A 14,960-nucleotide genomic window follows, 5' to 3' on the forward strand; every position below is an offset into this window, starting at 1 on the left:
AAAATGCAATCTATCGTTGATGGTCGCTACTGGCATCATCTCACCGATGGTCGCATTCAGTGCGATGTCTGCCCGCGTTATTGCAAGCTGGGCGAGGGGCAGCGCGGGCTTTGTTTTGTCCGTGCCCGGCAGAATGACCAGGTGGTGTTGACCACCTGGGGCCGGTCATCGGGGTTTTGTATTGACCCGGTGGAGAAAAAGCCGCTGAACCATTTTTTGCCCGGAAGCCCGGTTTTGTCCTTTGGTACGGCAGGGTGCAATCTGACCTGCAAGTTTTGCCAGAACCATGAAATTTCCAAGGCCCGGCAAATGGATGCGGTGGGCAGTCTGGCAACCCCCGATATGATTGTGCAAACCGCAAAACAGTGGGGCTGTTCGGCCGTCGCCTTTACCTATAACGACCCGGTGATTTTTCTGGAATATGCGGTGGATGTGGCCAAGGCCTGCCGCGCGGCGGGGATTAAAACCATTGCGGTGACGGCGGGTTATATCGGGCCTGAAGCCAGGGTGGAGTTTTTTCGCCATATGGATGCCGCCAATGTCGATTTGAAAGGCTTTACCGAGGCGTTTTATCACAAGCTGTGTTCGGCCCATTTGGAGGATGTGCTGGAAACGCTGGTTTATTTAAAACGCGAAACCGGGGTCTGGTTTGAACTGACCAATCTGATCATTCCCGGTGAAAATGATGGCGATGATGAATTTGACGCCATGACACGCTGGATCATGGCGCATCTTGGCCCCGATGTGCCCCTGCATTTCAGCGCCTTTCACCCGGACTGGAAAATGATGGACATGCCGCGCACCCCGGCCACCACACTGACCCGTGCGCGCGACATCGCCCGGCAAAATGGGTTGCGATATGTCTATGTCGGTAATGTGCATGACCATGCGGCATCGAGCACCTATTGCCATCACTGCCAGTCCCGCCTGATTGGCCGGGACTGGTATGAGCTTTCGGACTGGAAGCTGGATGAACAGGGCAATTGCAGCGAATGCGGAACCGCCTGTGCCGGGGTGTTTGCTGCGCAACCGGGGCAGTGGGGCCGCAAACGCCAGCCGGTGCGGTTGCTGCCTGCCAGAAGGGCGACGTGAACACCCACCAATTGGCTTTATATGATAAACAATTATGGGTGGGGACCGCGCGGGCTGCTATAGCCTTTCCCAAGGGCTGGCAGGGGGCTGCCCGGTATACAGGATGGTGCGATTGAACATACGACCCGCAATACAAAGCGATGTAGATGCCGTTTTTGCCATTCGCCTGAAGGTGCGGGAAAATGCCCTGACACCGGCAGAGCTTGCCGCGCGCGGCATTACCAGGGCCGCGTGGCCGGGCTGGTTTAAGGAAGGCTATGGGATTTGGGTGGCGCAAATCGGCGATGATATTGCCGGTTTTGCCATTGCCATACCCAAGGAAGCCACGCTTTGGGCGCTGTTTGTGGACCCGGATTTTGAAGGGCGCGGTGTGGGATCGGCCCTGTTGAAAGTGGCGGAGGACTGGCTGTTTGATCACGGATGTCGGGAAATATCACTGACCACCGATGCCAACCCGAATGTGCGCGCACATGGATTTTATGAGCGGCATGGCTGGATTTTAACCGGCGATGCCGATGGCGGGCAGGTGGAATATATCAAGGGTCGTGTTGATGGTGCGGAGGGTTTCTGGAGTGACGAGATGCTGGACCGCCCGGTTTGACATTCCGTCACATCCAAGAAGTTTTATTCGATCAGGCCTTTTTAAGCGGCGCGCCGATCAGAACCGGGGCGTAGCGCAGTAAAAACAGCAGCCAGCCTGCCACCCAGCACAGGGTCGCCGCCGCCAGCAGGGTGAGGTAACTGGCGCCGAAAATCGGGGCGAGCAGGCGCAATGCCGTTGCCAGCCAGATCAGGGCGAAGGCGGAGGTAAAGATTTTACCGGCCACAAGTTGCCGCCCGCTATGGCCCAGGGCGGCGCGCCCGCCAACCGCCATGATCATGCAGGCCATTGCCCCGGCCCCGCCAGCATGAAGGGCATCATTGACGGCATAAAGGTCTGGCCGCAGCATGGAAAATCCGATCAACAGCAAACTGAGCGGCAGCCAGAAATAGGCAGCATGCAGCATGATCACCAGCGGATCGGCAAAGGTGTGAATACCGCGCCAGCGCGACAGGCGGGTGAAATGCAAAAGCCCGCTTGCCATCAGCATAACGGCAGCCCCCTGATGCCACGGGGTAAAGACAAGGGCGATGGCGGCGACCAGCGACCCCATGCACAGGGCATCAAAACGGTTAAACGAAACCGGTTCGGCAATGGCGGGCAGTTTGCCATTGCGCATCAGCCAGTTGCGGGTAAAGCCGGGAATGATGCGCCCGCCAATAAGCGCGATCAGCAGCAGAAAAATGAAAATACCCGCCCGTGGAAACAGCTCGGCATCCAGCGGAATGGCATCGGAGGCGGCCAGCACAAACATTGCATCAATCACGGCAAGAAGCCCGATAATGACGAGGATTTTAAGGTTACGGCGGTTATTACCAGCAATCAGCTCGCGTGCGGCAAGACCCAACAGGGCAAGGTAATAGGCAAGCTCCAGCACCAGCAATAAGGCAATATTGATTTGGGCGGCAAAAACCATCGCCACCCGGCCTGCCAGCCACAGGGTGGTGAGCACGATGATCGGCGTGCCTTTCAGGGCCGGTCGCCCGGTCCAGTTGGCAATCGCTGTGAGCAGAAAGCCACCAAGGGCAGCCCCTCCAAAGGCAAAAATCATTTCATGGGCATGCCAAAGCGATGTGGTGCCCAGTTGCGGGGCCCAAAGCCCGTGGATCATGGCACCGAGCCACCAGACAACCCCGATAATCGCCTGCAAACCGGCAAAGAGAAAAAGCGGGCGAAAGGCCCCGGACCAGAAGGGATGTCCCATTGATCCGGTGGACCGGGATCCGGGTTCTGTAATCGAAATGGGAATGGGGCGCTGGGTCATCGGCGGTACCTGATTGAAAGATTTCAATTATCAGGTGCATTCTGTCAGTTTATGCCCTGTCCGCATTGATTTTTGACAAATTTCCGATGGAGCGTTGCATTGAGTCCTCCGAGGGGCAAAACAGGATGTGCGAAAAACGCAAGCGGGACGGCAAGTTGCATCACACCGTCCCGCGTAAAGGGCATTTTCCCGGTCAGTTCTGGCAGGTGAAGGATTTGGGATCGACAAGCCCGGGCAGATATTGCATGGGCGTAACCCCGAGTGCCTGAAAATATTGGGCAATATGGGTCGCCATGATCAAATTGCCAATCTGCCGGGCTGATGTCGGCTTTTCGGTTGAATTCGGGATGGCCGGAGCGTTTTTGGTGATCGGTTTTTCCCGTGTTCCTTCCGCCCAGTTCACCCATTGCGGATCGGATTTCAGCAGAAATTTGCCGTTTGGCGTTTTGGTCTCCGTCCAGCGATAGGTGCCCCAGGTGGCGTCGGTATCCCCGCCAAAGGTCTGATGGGGAATATTGGCATAATCCACGCCAGCGGGGCGTTTGATGACCATATCCACCATGCCGTTGATCTCGATGCCGAGTTCAGCGTCAAGCACGGTGAAGATGCTGTCATATCGCGGGCATTCCCTCCAGAATGTGGCTTTTTTAGAAACAATAGTGCGGATATTGTTCCATGCGGTGGGTACCACATCATGGGCGTTGACGACATCGGTGGTTGAAGGGTAGGCGGTGTTAAACTGTGTCAGCCAGACGTCATTGCCCGGCGTGGCCCCGGCATAGGGAAAAACCCTGATCGCGGCCCATTTTGTTGGTTCGGGATTGGGATACAGATAAAAGGCCAGTGCGGGTGCCAGCGCCCCGCCAAGGCTGTGGCCGGTGAAAACCAGCGTGCCGGGGTTTGGGGTGGCTTCAATCCCGGCAAGAAAATCCTGGATGTTTGTGCCGGTTGCCGTGTCGGTCATATTGCATATCAAATCGTTGATCCCTGTTGCGGTGCCCGCCGAAATCTGGGCGTCGGTTTTGGGGTATGGATCATGATCCACCACGGAAAACGGCAGTTTCAGGGGCCAAAGGGCGGTATGACGGGCCGAGACATCCAGATCTTCGGTCAACCAGTTTTGCACATTTTTCGGGTTGGTTCCGGCAATGGCAACCACATGGGTATTTTGCGACGGGCTGTAGGCGACATACATTGAATTGATGGCATAATTCACTTTGGTCGAGCCCGCTTTTTTATGCGGGGCAACATAGACGCACGGTCCCCACACCAGGTCCCAGTCTCCGCCAGCAAGGTATTTGTTCTGCGTGGCAAAAAAGCCCGGTAGCGGCGGACCGTCATAATCATGGAACACCCCGTGAAGGGACGTCTGGGGAAGGATGCCGCCTGTCAGGGCCGCCTTCATATAGTGTGTGAGTTCGGTATCGGATCCCGTTTGACAGGTCGGTATATCGGCAACCGCATTGGCTGCCATGCACAGATTGAAAATGCTCGCCTGGTATGGGTCGGTTCTATTATTCTGGTTTGACATAAGCGGCTCCTGTTTTTTTGCGGTTTTTCGATGGATCAGGGATGATCATGCAGCGATTGATGACGGATGAGCCGCGCTGTTGTGTGGAAGCTGTTTGTCTTCCCGGATACGGCGCAACAATGCCAGCATCAGCGCCAACAGGATTTTTTGCGTCTTGTTTTCGGATAACCCTTTCTTTCGGCGGGCATCACGTTAAATTGGAGAGATCGGGTTTTGACCCGGACGGGATATGTCCGCAAACGGGTGGCGGGCCGAAACCAATTCACAGACCCAGAAAATTTCAGGAGTCCTTTCCGATATGAAGATCACTTTTTCCGATCTCGCAGTTCCGGCTTCCGGCGCGGTTGTGGCCTTTGCCACCGAGGGCGGCGATCTGATGCCAAGTGCCGTTGCGCTCGACGAGGCAACCGGCGGTGCCATTGTCCGCGCGATCAAGGCATCGACCTTCAAGGGCAAGTTCGGGCAAAACCTGCAGGTCCTTTCACCCGCAAATGTCGAACTGTCGCGCGTCATTGTTGTCGGCATTGGCAGCGAAGCCGAATTTGACGTGGTTGCCGCCCAGAAACTGGGCGGGCAGGTCACGGTTGCTGCACAGGGAACCGGTGAAAAGGAAGTGACTGTCCTCTTTGACATGGACGACCTTGCCAGCGATTTTGCCACCGGTGCCGCCCTGCGCGATTACCGGTTCGACAAATACCGCACCACCGAAACCAAGGATGACAAGCCCGCGCTTAAATCCGTTGCGGTGGCAACCAAAGAACCGAAAGACGCCAAAAAGCAGTTTGAAAACGCCAAAAAAGTGGTTGATGGCGTGTTCTTCACCCGCGATCTGGTGTCGGAACCCTCCAACATTCTGTATCCGGCAAGTTTCGTTGATGAAGTCAAGGCGCTGGAAAAGCTTGGCGTCGAGATTGATGTTCTTGACGAAAAGGAAATGAAGAAGCTGGGCATGGGCGCACTTCTGGGTGTTGCACAGGGTTCGGCACAGAAGCCCTATCTGGTGGTGATGCGCTGGAATGGTGGCAAGAAAAAAGACGCGCCGATTGCCTTTGTTGGCAAGGGTGTGACCTTTGATACCGGCGGGATTTCGCTGAAACCCGCTGCCGGTATGGAAGACATGAAGTTTGACATGGGCGGTGCCGGTGTTGTTTCGGGCCTGATGAAGGCCCTGGCAGGCCGGAATGCCAAATCAAACGTGATTGGCGTGATTGGCCTGGTGGAAAACATGCCATCAAGCACTGCGCAGCGTCCGGGCGATGTGGTCACATCCATGTCCGGTCAGACGATTGAAGTCATCAATACCGATGCCGAAGGCCGTTTGGTGCTGTGTGATGCGCTGACCTATGTGCAGGAAAAATATGATCCGAGCCTGATTGTCGATCTGGCAACCCTGACCGGGGCGATCATTATTGCGCTCGGCCATGAACATGCCGGTCTGTTTTCCAACAATGATGATCTTTCCAGCCAGATCACCAATGCGGGCCTGGCGGTGAATGAACCCGTCTGGCGTTTGCCGCTGGGCAAGGCTTATGATGATCAGTTGAAATCCGACATTGCCGATATGAAAAATGTCGGCGGTCGTCCGGCCGGATCGATCACGGCGGCACAGTTCCTTAAACGCTTTATCACCAAGGATCGCCCGTGGGCGCATCTGGATATTGCGGCAATGGCCTGGGCCACCAAGGACAGCGAAGTAACGCCGAAAGGCGCCACCGGTTATGGCGTGCGCCTGCTCGACCGTTTTGTGGCCGATAACCACGAAGCCTGATTTTGACGGGATCAACCGGGGCAGGGGCAACCTTGCCCCGGTTTTCCTTTGCAACGATACCCACAGCCGATTTACGATTGCGTCATGAGCGACATCTGGTTCTACCACCTGACCAACACCCCGCTGGAACGGGCCTTGCCGACCCTGTTGTTTAAAACAATGGAGCGGGAAAAACGTGCTGTGGTGATGACCAGCAATGATGCACGGCTGGAGGCGCTGAATACCCTGCTCTGGACCTATGATAAAAACAGCTGGTTGCCGCATGGCAGTGCGCAGGATGGCGATGCGGAATTGCAGCCTGTCTGGCTGACCGTTGGCGATGAAAACCCCAATGGTGCCCAATTCCTGTTTTTGACCGACCGGGCCAATAGCGAAAAACTGGCCGATTATGAACGGGTGATCATGCTGTTTGATGACCGCGACCACGATGCCGTGGCCGAGGCCCGCACCCGCTGGAAAAGCTGGAAGGAAGCCGGGCACAAGCTGTCCTACTGGCAGCAAACACCCGGCGGTTCGTGGGAAAAGAAGGCCGAAAGCTGACAATAGGGCGTAAGATCCCTGTTTGATGTGGTGTTATCTGATTTGATTATTCACCATGAATAACAAAAAATAAGTGTTATTCGTTTGCGATTCATACATGCCATGCGTAAAACGCATATGGTCAGGCGTTGAAATACAGGTTCAGGCATGTTTATATCAGCGCCATTCAACGCGCCGATTTGCTCCTCAGCTTGCGGGCGCGATAAAAATGCGGCTAAAGCGAGAGGGCGTGCACGCTCCGGATGTACGACCGCCTCGGAAATGCCGCGGCGGTTTTTTTATGTTCGGAAAGGTTGGGACCATGATCAGGCTCTCGAACGTCCACAAGACTTATCCTGCCCGTCGGGGCAGCCCGGAACATGTTGCCTTGCGCGGTATCGACCTTGATATTGCAGCAGGCGAGATTGTCGGCGTTATTGGCCGCTCGGGCGCGGGGAAGTCCACCCTTATCCGCTGTATCAATTTGCTGGAACGGCCGACATCGGGCAGCGTCATTGTGGATGGCACCGATGTGACGACGCTGTCAAAGCGGGATTTGCCGTTATTTCGTCGCCAACTTGGCATGGTGTTTCAGCATTTCAATCTGCTTTCTTCGCGCACGGTGTATGACAATATCGCCCTGCCACTGGAACTGGCCGGGGCCAGCAAGGCCGAAATTGCTGCTGCCATTGATCCGCTTTTGCCGCTGGTTGGTTTGGAAGACAAGCGCGACCGTTACCCTGCCGAACTTTCGGGCGGGCAGAAACAGCGTGTCGGCATTGCGCGGGCGCTTTCGAGCAACCCCAAGGTTGTTTTGTGTGACGAGGTGACATCGGCCCTGGACCCGGAAACCACCCGGCAGATCCTGTCATTGCTGCGCGATATTAACAAACGCCTGGGTCTGACGATGGTGGTCATCACCCATGAAATGGCGGTGGTCAAACAGCTATGTGACCGGGTTGCGGTCATGGATGGCGGCGTGATCGTTGAACAGGGCGCGGTCGAGGGTATTTTTGCCGACCCGCAACACCCGACGACACAATCCCTGCTGGCCGATGAATTTCTGGATTTCAAGCCGGCACATCCGGCAGGTGTTTCCGCTTCTCCGGTTTCGTCGGGGCCGGTGGCGCAAACGCTTTCTAACGGAACGGAGGGGTAAGCCATGTGGTCCACACTTCTTCCCATTTTGGGGCAGGCGACACTGGAAACCCTTTATATGGTGTTTGCCTCCCTTGCCATTGGCACCGCGATCGGGTTGCCTTTGGGGGTGTTGCTGGCAACATCGGGCCGGGGCGAACTGTTTGAAGCGCCGGTTTTCCAAAAAACCATCGGGCCGATTGTCAATGCCACGCGCTCTGTGCCGTTTATCATTCTGGCCGTCGCGATCATTCCCTTTACCCGGTTACTGGTTGGCACATCAATTGGCACCTCGGCCGCGATTGTGCCGTTAACCGTGGCGGCCATCCCGTTTATTGCCCGCATCATCGAAGGGGCCGTGCGCGAGGTTGACAGCGGCCTGAGCGAAGCCGCCCATGCGATGGGGGCGCGCCCGCTTCAGGTGGTGATCAAGGTTTTGTTGCCCGAAGCCCTGCCGGGCATCATTCACGGCCTGACGTTGACGGCTGTCACCCTGATTGGCTATTCGGCAATGGTGGGGGCTGTCGGGGCCGGGGGCCTGGGCGACCTTGGCATTCGTTATGGCTATCAGCGTTTCCGCCCCGATGTGATGGCCGCGGTTGTGATCACCCTGATTGTGGTGGTGCAGGCGGTGCAAATGCTGGGCGACCATCTGGCGCGCCGGGCGGATAAACGCAATATCTGACGATTTTAAAACTTCCCGCATTTTCCGTTTAAATGCAGCTAAAAGGAGCTATCCATGCGGATTCTTAAATCCCTGAGTGCCGCGATTATTCTGACGGCCAGCCTTGCCATTCCGGCCTTTGCCCAGGACGAAATCAAGATCGGTGTAACCGCTGGTGAACACGAAGAAATCATGGAACAGGTCGCCAAGGTGGCGGCTGAAAAGGGCTTGAAGCTCGACATCATTACCTTTACCGATTACGTGCTGCCCAACCAGGCGCTGGATGATGGCGACCTGGATGCCAACAGCTTCCAGCATGTGCCTTACCTTGATAACCAGATCAAGGATCGCGGCTACAAGCTGTCGGTTGTCGGTTATAACTTTGTCACCCCGATGGGCATTTATTCCGACAAATTCAAAAGCCTGAATGACCTGCCCGACGGTGCCAAAATCGCGATCCCCAATGATCCGACCAATGGCGGTCGTGCCCTGCTTCTGTTACAGGCAAAAGGCCTGATCAAGGTTGACCCGGATGCGGGCCTGGTTGTCAGTCCGCTGGATGTGACGGAAAACCCCAAGGGTTTTGATTTCATCGAGCTTGATGCCGCACAGCTTCCGCGTTCGCTGGCCGATGTGGATGCCGCTGCGATTAATACCAACTATGCGATCGAAGCCGGCATGAACCCGACCCGCGATTCAATTGCGATTGAAAGCAAAGACAGCCCCTACGCCAATGTCATTGTGACGCGCACCGAAGACAAGGACAAGCCCTGGGTGAAAACCCTGGTTGAGTCCTATAACTCGGATACCATCCGTGATTTCATCAACAAGAAATACGATGGGGCCGTGGTTCCGGTATTCTAAGATACCGGTCTGACAAGCGACCAAATCATTCAGCTCCGGCATTGATCTGCCGGGGCTGTTTTATTTTTGGGGAAGGCGGTTTTAGGGCGCAGGATCGCCCTCGACCGGATTTGGCGGTGTATCTGATTCCGGCACCGATATGGGTGCGTGTGACGGAAATGCCGTTTCGTTGACATGCAACGAAAACACATCGGGCCGGGCATAATGGCCCGCAACGTCCAGGTCGTATCGGCCACGAATGCACTGATCGGTATCGATGTCGGCCCAGATAACGGCTTCGCGGTCCAGGACAGGGTCGGTCAGGCGGTTGCCCATCGGGTCGAAAATCACGCTGCCTCCCTTAATCAGGACCGTGTTGGGGTCATTGCCTTGCAGGCAGTCATAATCCTCTGGTGCATCGGTGCGCGTCATATATTGGCAGGCGCTCAGCACAAAGGTGCGGCCCTCATAGGCGATATGGCGCATGGATGTTTGCCAGATTTCCCGTTCATCAACCGTGGGCGCGCACCAGATATTGATGCCTTTGTTATAATAGGTCTGACGTAACAGTGGCAGGTAGTTTTCCCAGCAAATCGCCGCCCCGATATTGCCAATCTGGGTTTTGAAAACCGGCAGGGTGGCACCATCGCCCTGGCCCCAGATCAGCCTTTCGCTGGCGGTGGGCATCAATTTGCGGCGTTTGCCCAGAAGACTGCCATCCGGGCCGAAAAACAGAACCGCGCAATAAAGCGAGCCTTTGTCGCGCTCGATAATGCCCGTTACCAGATACGCCTTCATCTTGGCGGCAAAGCTGCCAATCGTGCGGCATTCCGGGCCAGGCACCTCGATGGCGGATTTCCAGTAACGCAAATAATCGTCGCGGCCTGCCTCGCTCCGGGTGCCAACACGCGCGCCAAAATCCAGCCCCTTGGGATATCCGCCCACATAGGCCTCGGGAAAAACCGCCAGTTCAACACTGTTTTGCCGGGCTTCCTCGCACAGGGCGGACATGCGTTCAAGTGTGCGTGGGGTATCAAAAAGCGATGTTCCGGCCTGAATGACAGCAACACGATGTTGCGATGAAGAATGGGAGTTTACGGGCGATTGCGACATGGAAAACCTGCTGCCTGATATGCGGGGGATGGTCATGCCGGTTATCTTGACGGGGGTATTTTTATCAGTCAAATTGCTGTTTATGGTTCAAACTATCAATTTAAATGATATTGCGCGTTTTGATTTTAACCTGGCCATTGCCTTCATGGCGATCTGGCAGGAACGAAGTGTGTCAAAGGCGGCGGACCGTTTATCGTTAAGCCAGTCGGCGATCAGTGCGGCCTTGGCGCGTTTGCGCGACGCGGCAGGGGACCCGTTATTTGTGCGCACTCGTGGCGCGATGCAGCCAACCCCGCGTGCGATCGAGATGGCAAAAAGCATTGAGCAGGGCGCGTTGCTTATTCGCGGAGCCTTTGGCCGCGGGCAGGAATTTGATCCGGCAGCGGCGGTACATCATTTCTCGCTGGGCATGTCGGACGATTTTCAGTTGGCGGTAGGCCCGGCTGTTTCCCGGCGGTTGTTGGAAGATGCGCCGAATGTTTCGGTCTCCTTCCATCAAAGCAACCGCCATACCGTGGAAAAAATGCTCGAAACCGGCGAATTGGACCTGGCGGTGATTGCCCGCCCGCCGGAGCGGTCCTGGCTGATGGCACAGCAGGTGGCACAATCGGGCTATGCCTGCCTTTTTGATGCAAAGGCGTGTGGTTGTGATCTGCCCTTGTCGTTGGATGATTATCTGGCCCTGCCGCATGTCCTGATTTCCTATTCCGGGCGCGAAGGCATTGTCGATGAAAAACTGCGCCCACTGGGACGCAGCCGCAAAATCCAGACCGGCCTCACCCAGTTTGCCGCCGTGCCCTCGTTTTTGCATGGGGTGGCGGCGGTTTCCACCATTCCGACCCATGCGGCAATGGCGTTGGCACGGATCAGCGGTTTGCAAACATGCCCGCCGCCACTGGATTTGGGGCGCTATCCCGTGTCGCTGGTGTGGCGGCGCGAAATGCAGGACGACCCGGCTGTGGCGTGGATGCGTGGGCTGGTTCGCGAAGCCGTTCGGACCCATGTGGCTGGCGATATTTAGGCAAGCGACCTTGCGAGTGGTCTGTGCTTTATGCTGGTTTATGTCGCATTATTTCTTGCCAGCCAGGCCTCACGGGTCAGCGACCAATCCACTTCGTGCCAGCCTTTTTGGGTCATCCAGTCCGGGCCGGAGCGGCTTTGCGTCAGGGTGGCGCCAAACCAGGTGGCAAGGTGGGTGATGCGGCGGTTGCCATTACCGGTTGACCCAGTAATGGTAGCAAGGCCCAGTTGGGTAAATCCGTAATCGAGCATCAGGGTAATGGCATCCAATGCCAGCCGGTATCGCCCCCAGCAGGCCGGGGCCAGTTCCAGGCCCATAACCGCGACATGAGCGGGCATATCCTGCTGGCGCAGGCCGATGCAGCCCAGGATTGCACCGGTTTTGCCATCAAAAATGCCAATCTGGAAATTCTGGCGCGGTGTTTCGCTCTGCCAGCCTAAAAAACGCTGAAAAAGGGCCGTGCTGGTGGCGCGGGTTTCGGCGCTGTCGGGCTGGTGATAAAGGGCGCGATAGCGGGCATCCATTTGATAGGCAACAAAACCCTCGCCATCGGCAGGTGTGAAATCACGCAGGGTGATGCGAGGATGGTGTATCAGAACCGGATTGTTGGCGGCATTTGGCATCGGATCCTCGCATAAAAAAGACCCGCCACATGCGGGCGGGTATTTGTGCGGCCTGTTGGTTAAACTGGCAAGCGTTTATAAGGGGATAGGGGCGCGTTAGGCCACTAGCCCTTCATATTCTTCCTGTTTTTCAAGCCAGACATTTTCGGTTTCGGCCAGATCGGATTTGATCTTTGCCATATCAATTTGCAGCTTGTTCAAACGCTCGCTATTGCCCGAACTATACAGGCTTTCATCGGCCAGTTCGGCTTCGATGGCGGCAATTTTGGTGGTGCATTGCGCCATCTGCTTTTCCAGCTTTTCGATTTCCTTGCGCAAGGGGGCCGCGTTTTTGCGTTTTTCGGCGGCAGCCTGGCGTTCGGCCTTGCGGTCGCGCTTTTGTTCCGGCGTCTGGGCATTCTCCTTGCCTGCCTTGCGGTCTGCCCGGGCGCGGTCCAGCAGGTATTGGCGATATTCGTTCACATCGCCATCAAAGTTTGTCACCGTGCCATCGGCCACCAGAATCAGGCGGTCCGCACAGGCCTCGATCAAATAGGGATCGTGGCTGATGATGATCACCGCCCCTTCGTAATTGTTCAGCGCGTGGTTCAGGGCATCGCGGGCATCAATATCAAGGTGGTTGGTCGGTTCGTCGAGGATCAGAAGATGCGGCGCATCCAGTGTCATCAGGGCAAACAGCAACCGTGCCTTTTCCCCGCCCGACAGGTTTTTAACCTTGGTGTTGCCCTTGTCGCCTTCAAAGGCGAAACGGCCAAGCTGGGCACGCACCTTGCTTTCAATCGCATCGGGCATCAGGGCGGCAAGGTGATCATAGGGGGTGTTTTCCAGGATCAGCTCGTCGGTCTGGTGCTGGGCGAAATAGCCAATGCGAAGCTTGCTGGATGCTTTCTTTTCGCCCGCCATCAGGTCCAGTTTGTCAGACAAAAGCTTTGCCAGGGTCGATTTACCGTTCCCGTTGGCCCCCAAAAGGGCGATGCGGTCATCCATGTCGATGCGCAAATTCAGGTTGCGCAGCACCGCCTTGCCGTTATAGCCAACCTCGCCATGATCAATGGTGATCAGGGGCGGGGGCAGTTCCTGCGGGCTGGGAAAATCAAAGCTGATGGATTTATCTTCGACCACGGCGATGGCCGGGCCCATTTTTTCCAGCATCTTGATACGGCTTTGCGCCTGTTTGGCCTTGCTGGCCTTGGCGCGGAAACGGTCGATGAAGGATTGAAGGTGCTTTTGCTGCGCGATCTGCTTTTCATATTGCTTGGAGGCAAGCTCCATTTGCTCGCGCCGGGTTTTGGCGAATTTGTCGTAATTGCCGCCATAAAGCGTTAGTTGCGCGTTATGCAAATGCACAATCTGTTTTGCCACCCGGTTTAAAAGATCGCGATCATGGCTGACCAGGATGATCGTGCCGGGATAGCTGATCAAATACTGTTCCAGCCAGATGGTGGCTTCAAGGTCCAGGTGGTTGGTCGGTTCGTCGAGCAACAGCAGGTCGGGCTGTAAAAACAGCGTGGCGGCCAGGGCCACACGCATGCGCCAGCCACCGGAGAAATCATCACAGGGGCGCTGTTGGGCCTCGGCATCAAAACCAAGACCCGACAGAATGGCAGCCGCGCGCGCCTCGGCGGTGTGGGCATCAATATCGGCCAGGCGGGTATGGATTTCGGCAATGCGGTGGCCATCGGTCGCGGTTTCGGCCTCGGCCAGCAGGGATGCGCGTTCGGTATCGGCGGCCAGTACGGTATCAAGCAGGGAGCGCGACCCGGCAGGGGCCTCCTGGGAGACCATACCCATGCGCACCCGGGCATTCAGCGTAATGTCGCCGCCATCAAGCGAAAGCTGGCCTGCGATCAGTTTCAGAAGCGTTGATTTCCCCGCACCATTGCTGCCGATCAGGCCAACCTTGTGGCCGGCCGGGATGGTAAGGCTGGTTTGATCCAGGATCACCCGGCCGCCGATGCGGTAGGTGACGTTCGATATATTCAGCATAACGGCGCCTGTATTAGGGAATCTGTTGTTTCGTCTGACCTTCAATAGGGCAGGGCTGGCCGTTAGGCAAGGATTCTTCAAATTGTAACGCAGCTGTTTGCGCATCGGCATCGCCGCGGCAAGGGCGCAGAAAAGCGGGCATTTATGCAGGGCTGGCAACCGCAGGGCTGATTGTGCGCCGTTGCGTGAAACGCAGAGCTGTGATGCGAAAGGTTAACTATGTGTTGCGTTGACCGGTCAGGACGTTTATATAGCGCCAACCTGTCTTGGGGGTAATGAAATTTTACAAGTAGCTAGGTGAAACCAATGGCTATCGAACATACTTTTTCGATCATTAAGCCTGACGCAACCCGTCGTAACCTGACCGGCAAGATCAACTCCGTGATCGAAGAAGCTGGTCTGCGCATTGTTGCTCAGAAGCGTGTCCGTCTCACCCGTGAACAGGCAGAAGGTTTTTATGCCGTTCACAAGGAACGTTCGTTCTTTGGCGAACTGGTGGACTTCATGGTTTCCGGCCCCGTTGTCGTCCAGGTTCTGGAAGGCGAAAATGCCGTTGCCAAATACCGCGAAGTCATGGGTGCAACCAACCCGGCAAATGCCGAGGAAGGCACCATTCGCAAGCTGTTTGCAGAATCCATCGAAGCCAACTCGGTTCATGGTTCTGACTCGCTTGAAAATGCAGCGATTGAAGTTGCTTACTTCTTTGCCCAGACCGACATCGTCGGTTAATTCGGGCCTGCCGCATTAAAGTGTGGCGCAGAAGTATAACACCCCGCACCGAAAGGCGCGGGGTGTTTT

13 protein-coding genes and 1 pseudogene are annotated in these 14,960 nt (G+C 56.2%); 9 read left to right on the forward strand and 5 right to left on the reverse strand.

All coding sequences use genetic code 11. The features are described from left to right. The first annotated feature begins 3 nt into the window (after nt 1-3). Nucleotides 4-1,092 carry an AmmeMemoRadiSam system radical SAM enzyme gene (gene amrS / locus TH25_RS10980; RefSeq protein WP_114088469.1) on the forward strand — a complete coding sequence of 363 codons (1,089 nt, stop codon included), beginning with the start codon at nt 4-6 and terminating at the stop codon, nt 1,090-1,092. A 112-nt stretch (nt 1,093-1,204) separates the two neighbouring features. Beyond that, nucleotides 1,205-1,693, forward strand: coding sequence for a GNAT family N-acetyltransferase (locus TH25_RS10985; RefSeq protein ID WP_181847561.1), 489 nt, complete (start codon nt 1,205-1,207; stop codon nt 1,691-1,693). 31 nt (nt 1,694-1,724) lie between these two features. Here TH25_RS10985 and TH25_RS10990 read toward each other — a convergent pair whose 3' ends face one another. Together TH25_RS10990 and TH25_RS10995 are read right to left on the reverse strand one after the other, a co-directional pair. Continuing rightward, nucleotides 1,725-2,957 (reverse strand): NnrS family protein, encoded by a 1,233-nt coding sequence (locus TH25_RS10990; protein ID WP_114088471.1) that lies wholly within the window; start codon nt 2,955-2,957, stop codon nt 1,725-1,727. A 193-nt stretch (nt 2,958-3,150) separates the two neighbouring features. After that, nucleotides 3,151-4,488, reverse strand: a complete 1,338-nt coding sequence (locus TH25_RS10995; RefSeq protein WP_114088472.1) for a lipase family protein — start codon at nt 4,486-4,488, stop codon at nt 3,151-3,153. 298 nt (nt 4,489-4,786) lie between these two features. Between TH25_RS10995 and TH25_RS11000 the strand changes: the two genes are divergently transcribed. The 5 genes and pseudogenes from TH25_RS11000 (at nt 4,787) to TH25_RS11020 (ending at nt 9,440) form a co-directional block, all read left to right on the forward strand. After that, the gene (locus TH25_RS11000; protein ID WP_114088599.1) at nt 4,787-6,256 is read left to right on the forward strand and encodes a leucyl aminopeptidase; all 1,470 of its coding nucleotides are present in this window, start codon (nt 4,787-4,789) and stop codon (nt 6,254-6,256) included. Nucleotides 6,257-6,340: 84 nt separating this feature from the next. Then, nucleotides 6,341-6,796, forward strand: coding sequence for a DNA polymerase III subunit chi (locus tag TH25_RS11005; protein ID WP_114088473.1), 456 nt, complete (start codon nt 6,341-6,343; stop codon nt 6,794-6,796). A gap of 301 nt (nt 6,797-7,097) precedes the next feature. Then, a pseudogene (locus tag TH25_RS11010) lies at nt 7,098-7,826 on the forward strand (methionine ABC transporter ATP-binding protein); the annotation flags it as partial. Nucleotides 7,827-7,937: 111 nt separating this feature from the next. Further along, nucleotides 7,938-8,597: a methionine ABC transporter permease gene (locus TH25_RS11015; RefSeq protein ID WP_114088474.1), complete on the forward strand. Its 660-nt coding sequence runs from the start codon at nt 7,938-7,940 to the stop codon at nt 8,595-8,597. A 54-nt stretch (nt 8,598-8,651) separates the two neighbouring features. Then, nucleotides 8,652-9,440 carry a MetQ/NlpA family ABC transporter substrate-binding protein gene (locus TH25_RS11020; RefSeq protein ID WP_114088475.1) on the forward strand — a complete coding sequence of 263 codons (789 nt, stop codon included), beginning with the start codon at nt 8,652-8,654 and terminating at the stop codon, nt 9,438-9,440. Between the two features lie 81 nt (nt 9,441-9,521). On the opposite strand, the gene TH25_RS11025 is transcribed toward TH25_RS11020, so the two are convergent. Then, nucleotides 9,522-10,532, reverse strand: a complete 1,011-nt coding sequence (locus TH25_RS11025; protein WP_114088476.1) for a carbon-nitrogen hydrolase family protein — start codon at nt 10,530-10,532, stop codon at nt 9,522-9,524. Between TH25_RS11025 and TH25_RS11030 the strand changes: the two genes are divergently transcribed. Continuing rightward, a complete protein-coding gene (locus tag TH25_RS11030; protein ID WP_258549116.1) occupies nt 10,531-11,553 on the forward strand; it encodes a LysR family transcriptional regulator in 1,023 nt (340 codons plus the stop codon). The two genes, TH25_RS11025 and TH25_RS11030, sit on opposite strands and share 2 nt — an antisense overlap. Nucleotides 11,554-11,591: 38 nt before the next feature. Here the strand turns inward: TH25_RS11030 and TH25_RS11035 are convergent, their stop codons facing one another. Further along, nucleotides 11,592-12,176 carry a GNAT family N-acetyltransferase gene (locus tag TH25_RS11035; protein WP_114088477.1) on the reverse strand — a complete coding sequence of 195 codons (585 nt, stop codon included), beginning with the start codon at nt 12,174-12,176 and terminating at the stop codon, nt 11,592-11,594. 96 nt (nt 12,177-12,272) lie between these two features. After that, nucleotides 12,273-14,162 carry an ABC-F family ATP-binding cassette domain-containing protein gene (locus TH25_RS11040; RefSeq protein ID WP_114088478.1) on the reverse strand — a complete coding sequence of 630 codons (1,890 nt, stop codon included), beginning with the start codon at nt 14,160-14,162 and terminating at the stop codon, nt 12,273-12,275. A 306-nt stretch (nt 14,163-14,468) separates the two neighbouring features. On the opposite strand from TH25_RS11040, the gene ndk reads away from it, so the two are divergent. Then, on the forward strand, nt 14,469-14,891 hold the full coding sequence (gene ndk, locus TH25_RS11045; protein WP_114088479.1) for a nucleoside-diphosphate kinase: 423 nt from the start codon (nt 14,469-14,471) through the stop codon (nt 14,889-14,891). The last annotated feature ends 69 nt before the right edge of the window (nt 14,892-14,960 follow it).

Source organism: Thalassospira profundimaris (genome assembly GCF_003326755.1).
Taxonomy (GTDB): domain Bacteria; phylum Pseudomonadota; class Alphaproteobacteria; order Rhodospirillales; family Thalassospiraceae; genus Thalassospira; species Thalassospira profundimaris_B.

What these genes read in the sequence shown, in the direction of transcription:
- amrS (WP_114088469.1), top strand. Translation starts at nt 4, where the DNA reads ATGCAATCTATCGTTGATGGTCGCTACTGGCATCATCTCACCGATGGT.
- TH25_RS10990 (WP_114088471.1), bottom strand. Translation starts at nt 2,957, where the DNA reads ATGACCCAGCGCCCCATTCCCATTTCGATTACAGAACCCGGATCCCGG.
- TH25_RS10995 (WP_114088472.1), bottom strand. Translation starts at nt 4,488, where the DNA reads ATGTCAAACCAGAATAATAGAACCGACCCATACCAGGCGAGCATTTTC.
- TH25_RS11000 (WP_114088599.1), top strand. Translation starts at nt 4,787, where the DNA reads ATGAAGATCACTTTTTCCGATCTCGCAGTTCCGGCTTCCGGCGCGGTT.
- TH25_RS11005 (WP_114088473.1), top strand. Translation starts at nt 6,341, where the DNA reads ATGAGCGACATCTGGTTCTACCACCTGACCAACACCCCGCTGGAACGG.
- TH25_RS11015 (WP_114088474.1), top strand. Translation starts at nt 7,938, where the DNA reads ATGTGGTCCACACTTCTTCCCATTTTGGGGCAGGCGACACTGGAAACC.
- TH25_RS11020 (WP_114088475.1), top strand. Translation starts at nt 8,652, where the DNA reads ATGCGGATTCTTAAATCCCTGAGTGCCGCGATTATTCTGACGGCCAGC.
- TH25_RS11030 (WP_258549116.1), top strand. Translation starts at nt 10,531, where the DNA reads ATGGAAAACCTGCTGCCTGATATGCGGGGGATGGTCATGCCGGTTATC.
- TH25_RS11025 (WP_114088476.1), bottom strand. Translation starts at nt 10,532, where the DNA reads ATGTCGCAATCGCCCGTAAACTCCCATTCTTCATCGCAACATCGTGTT.
- TH25_RS11035 (WP_114088477.1), bottom strand. Translation starts at nt 12,176, where the DNA reads ATGCCAAATGCCGCCAACAATCCGGTTCTGATACACCATCCTCGCATC.
- TH25_RS11040 (WP_114088478.1), bottom strand. Translation starts at nt 14,162, where the DNA reads ATGCTGAATATATCGAACGTCACCTACCGCATCGGCGGCCGGGTGATC.
- ndk (WP_114088479.1), top strand. Translation starts at nt 14,469, where the DNA reads ATGGCTATCGAACATACTTTTTCGATCATTAAGCCTGACGCAACCCGT.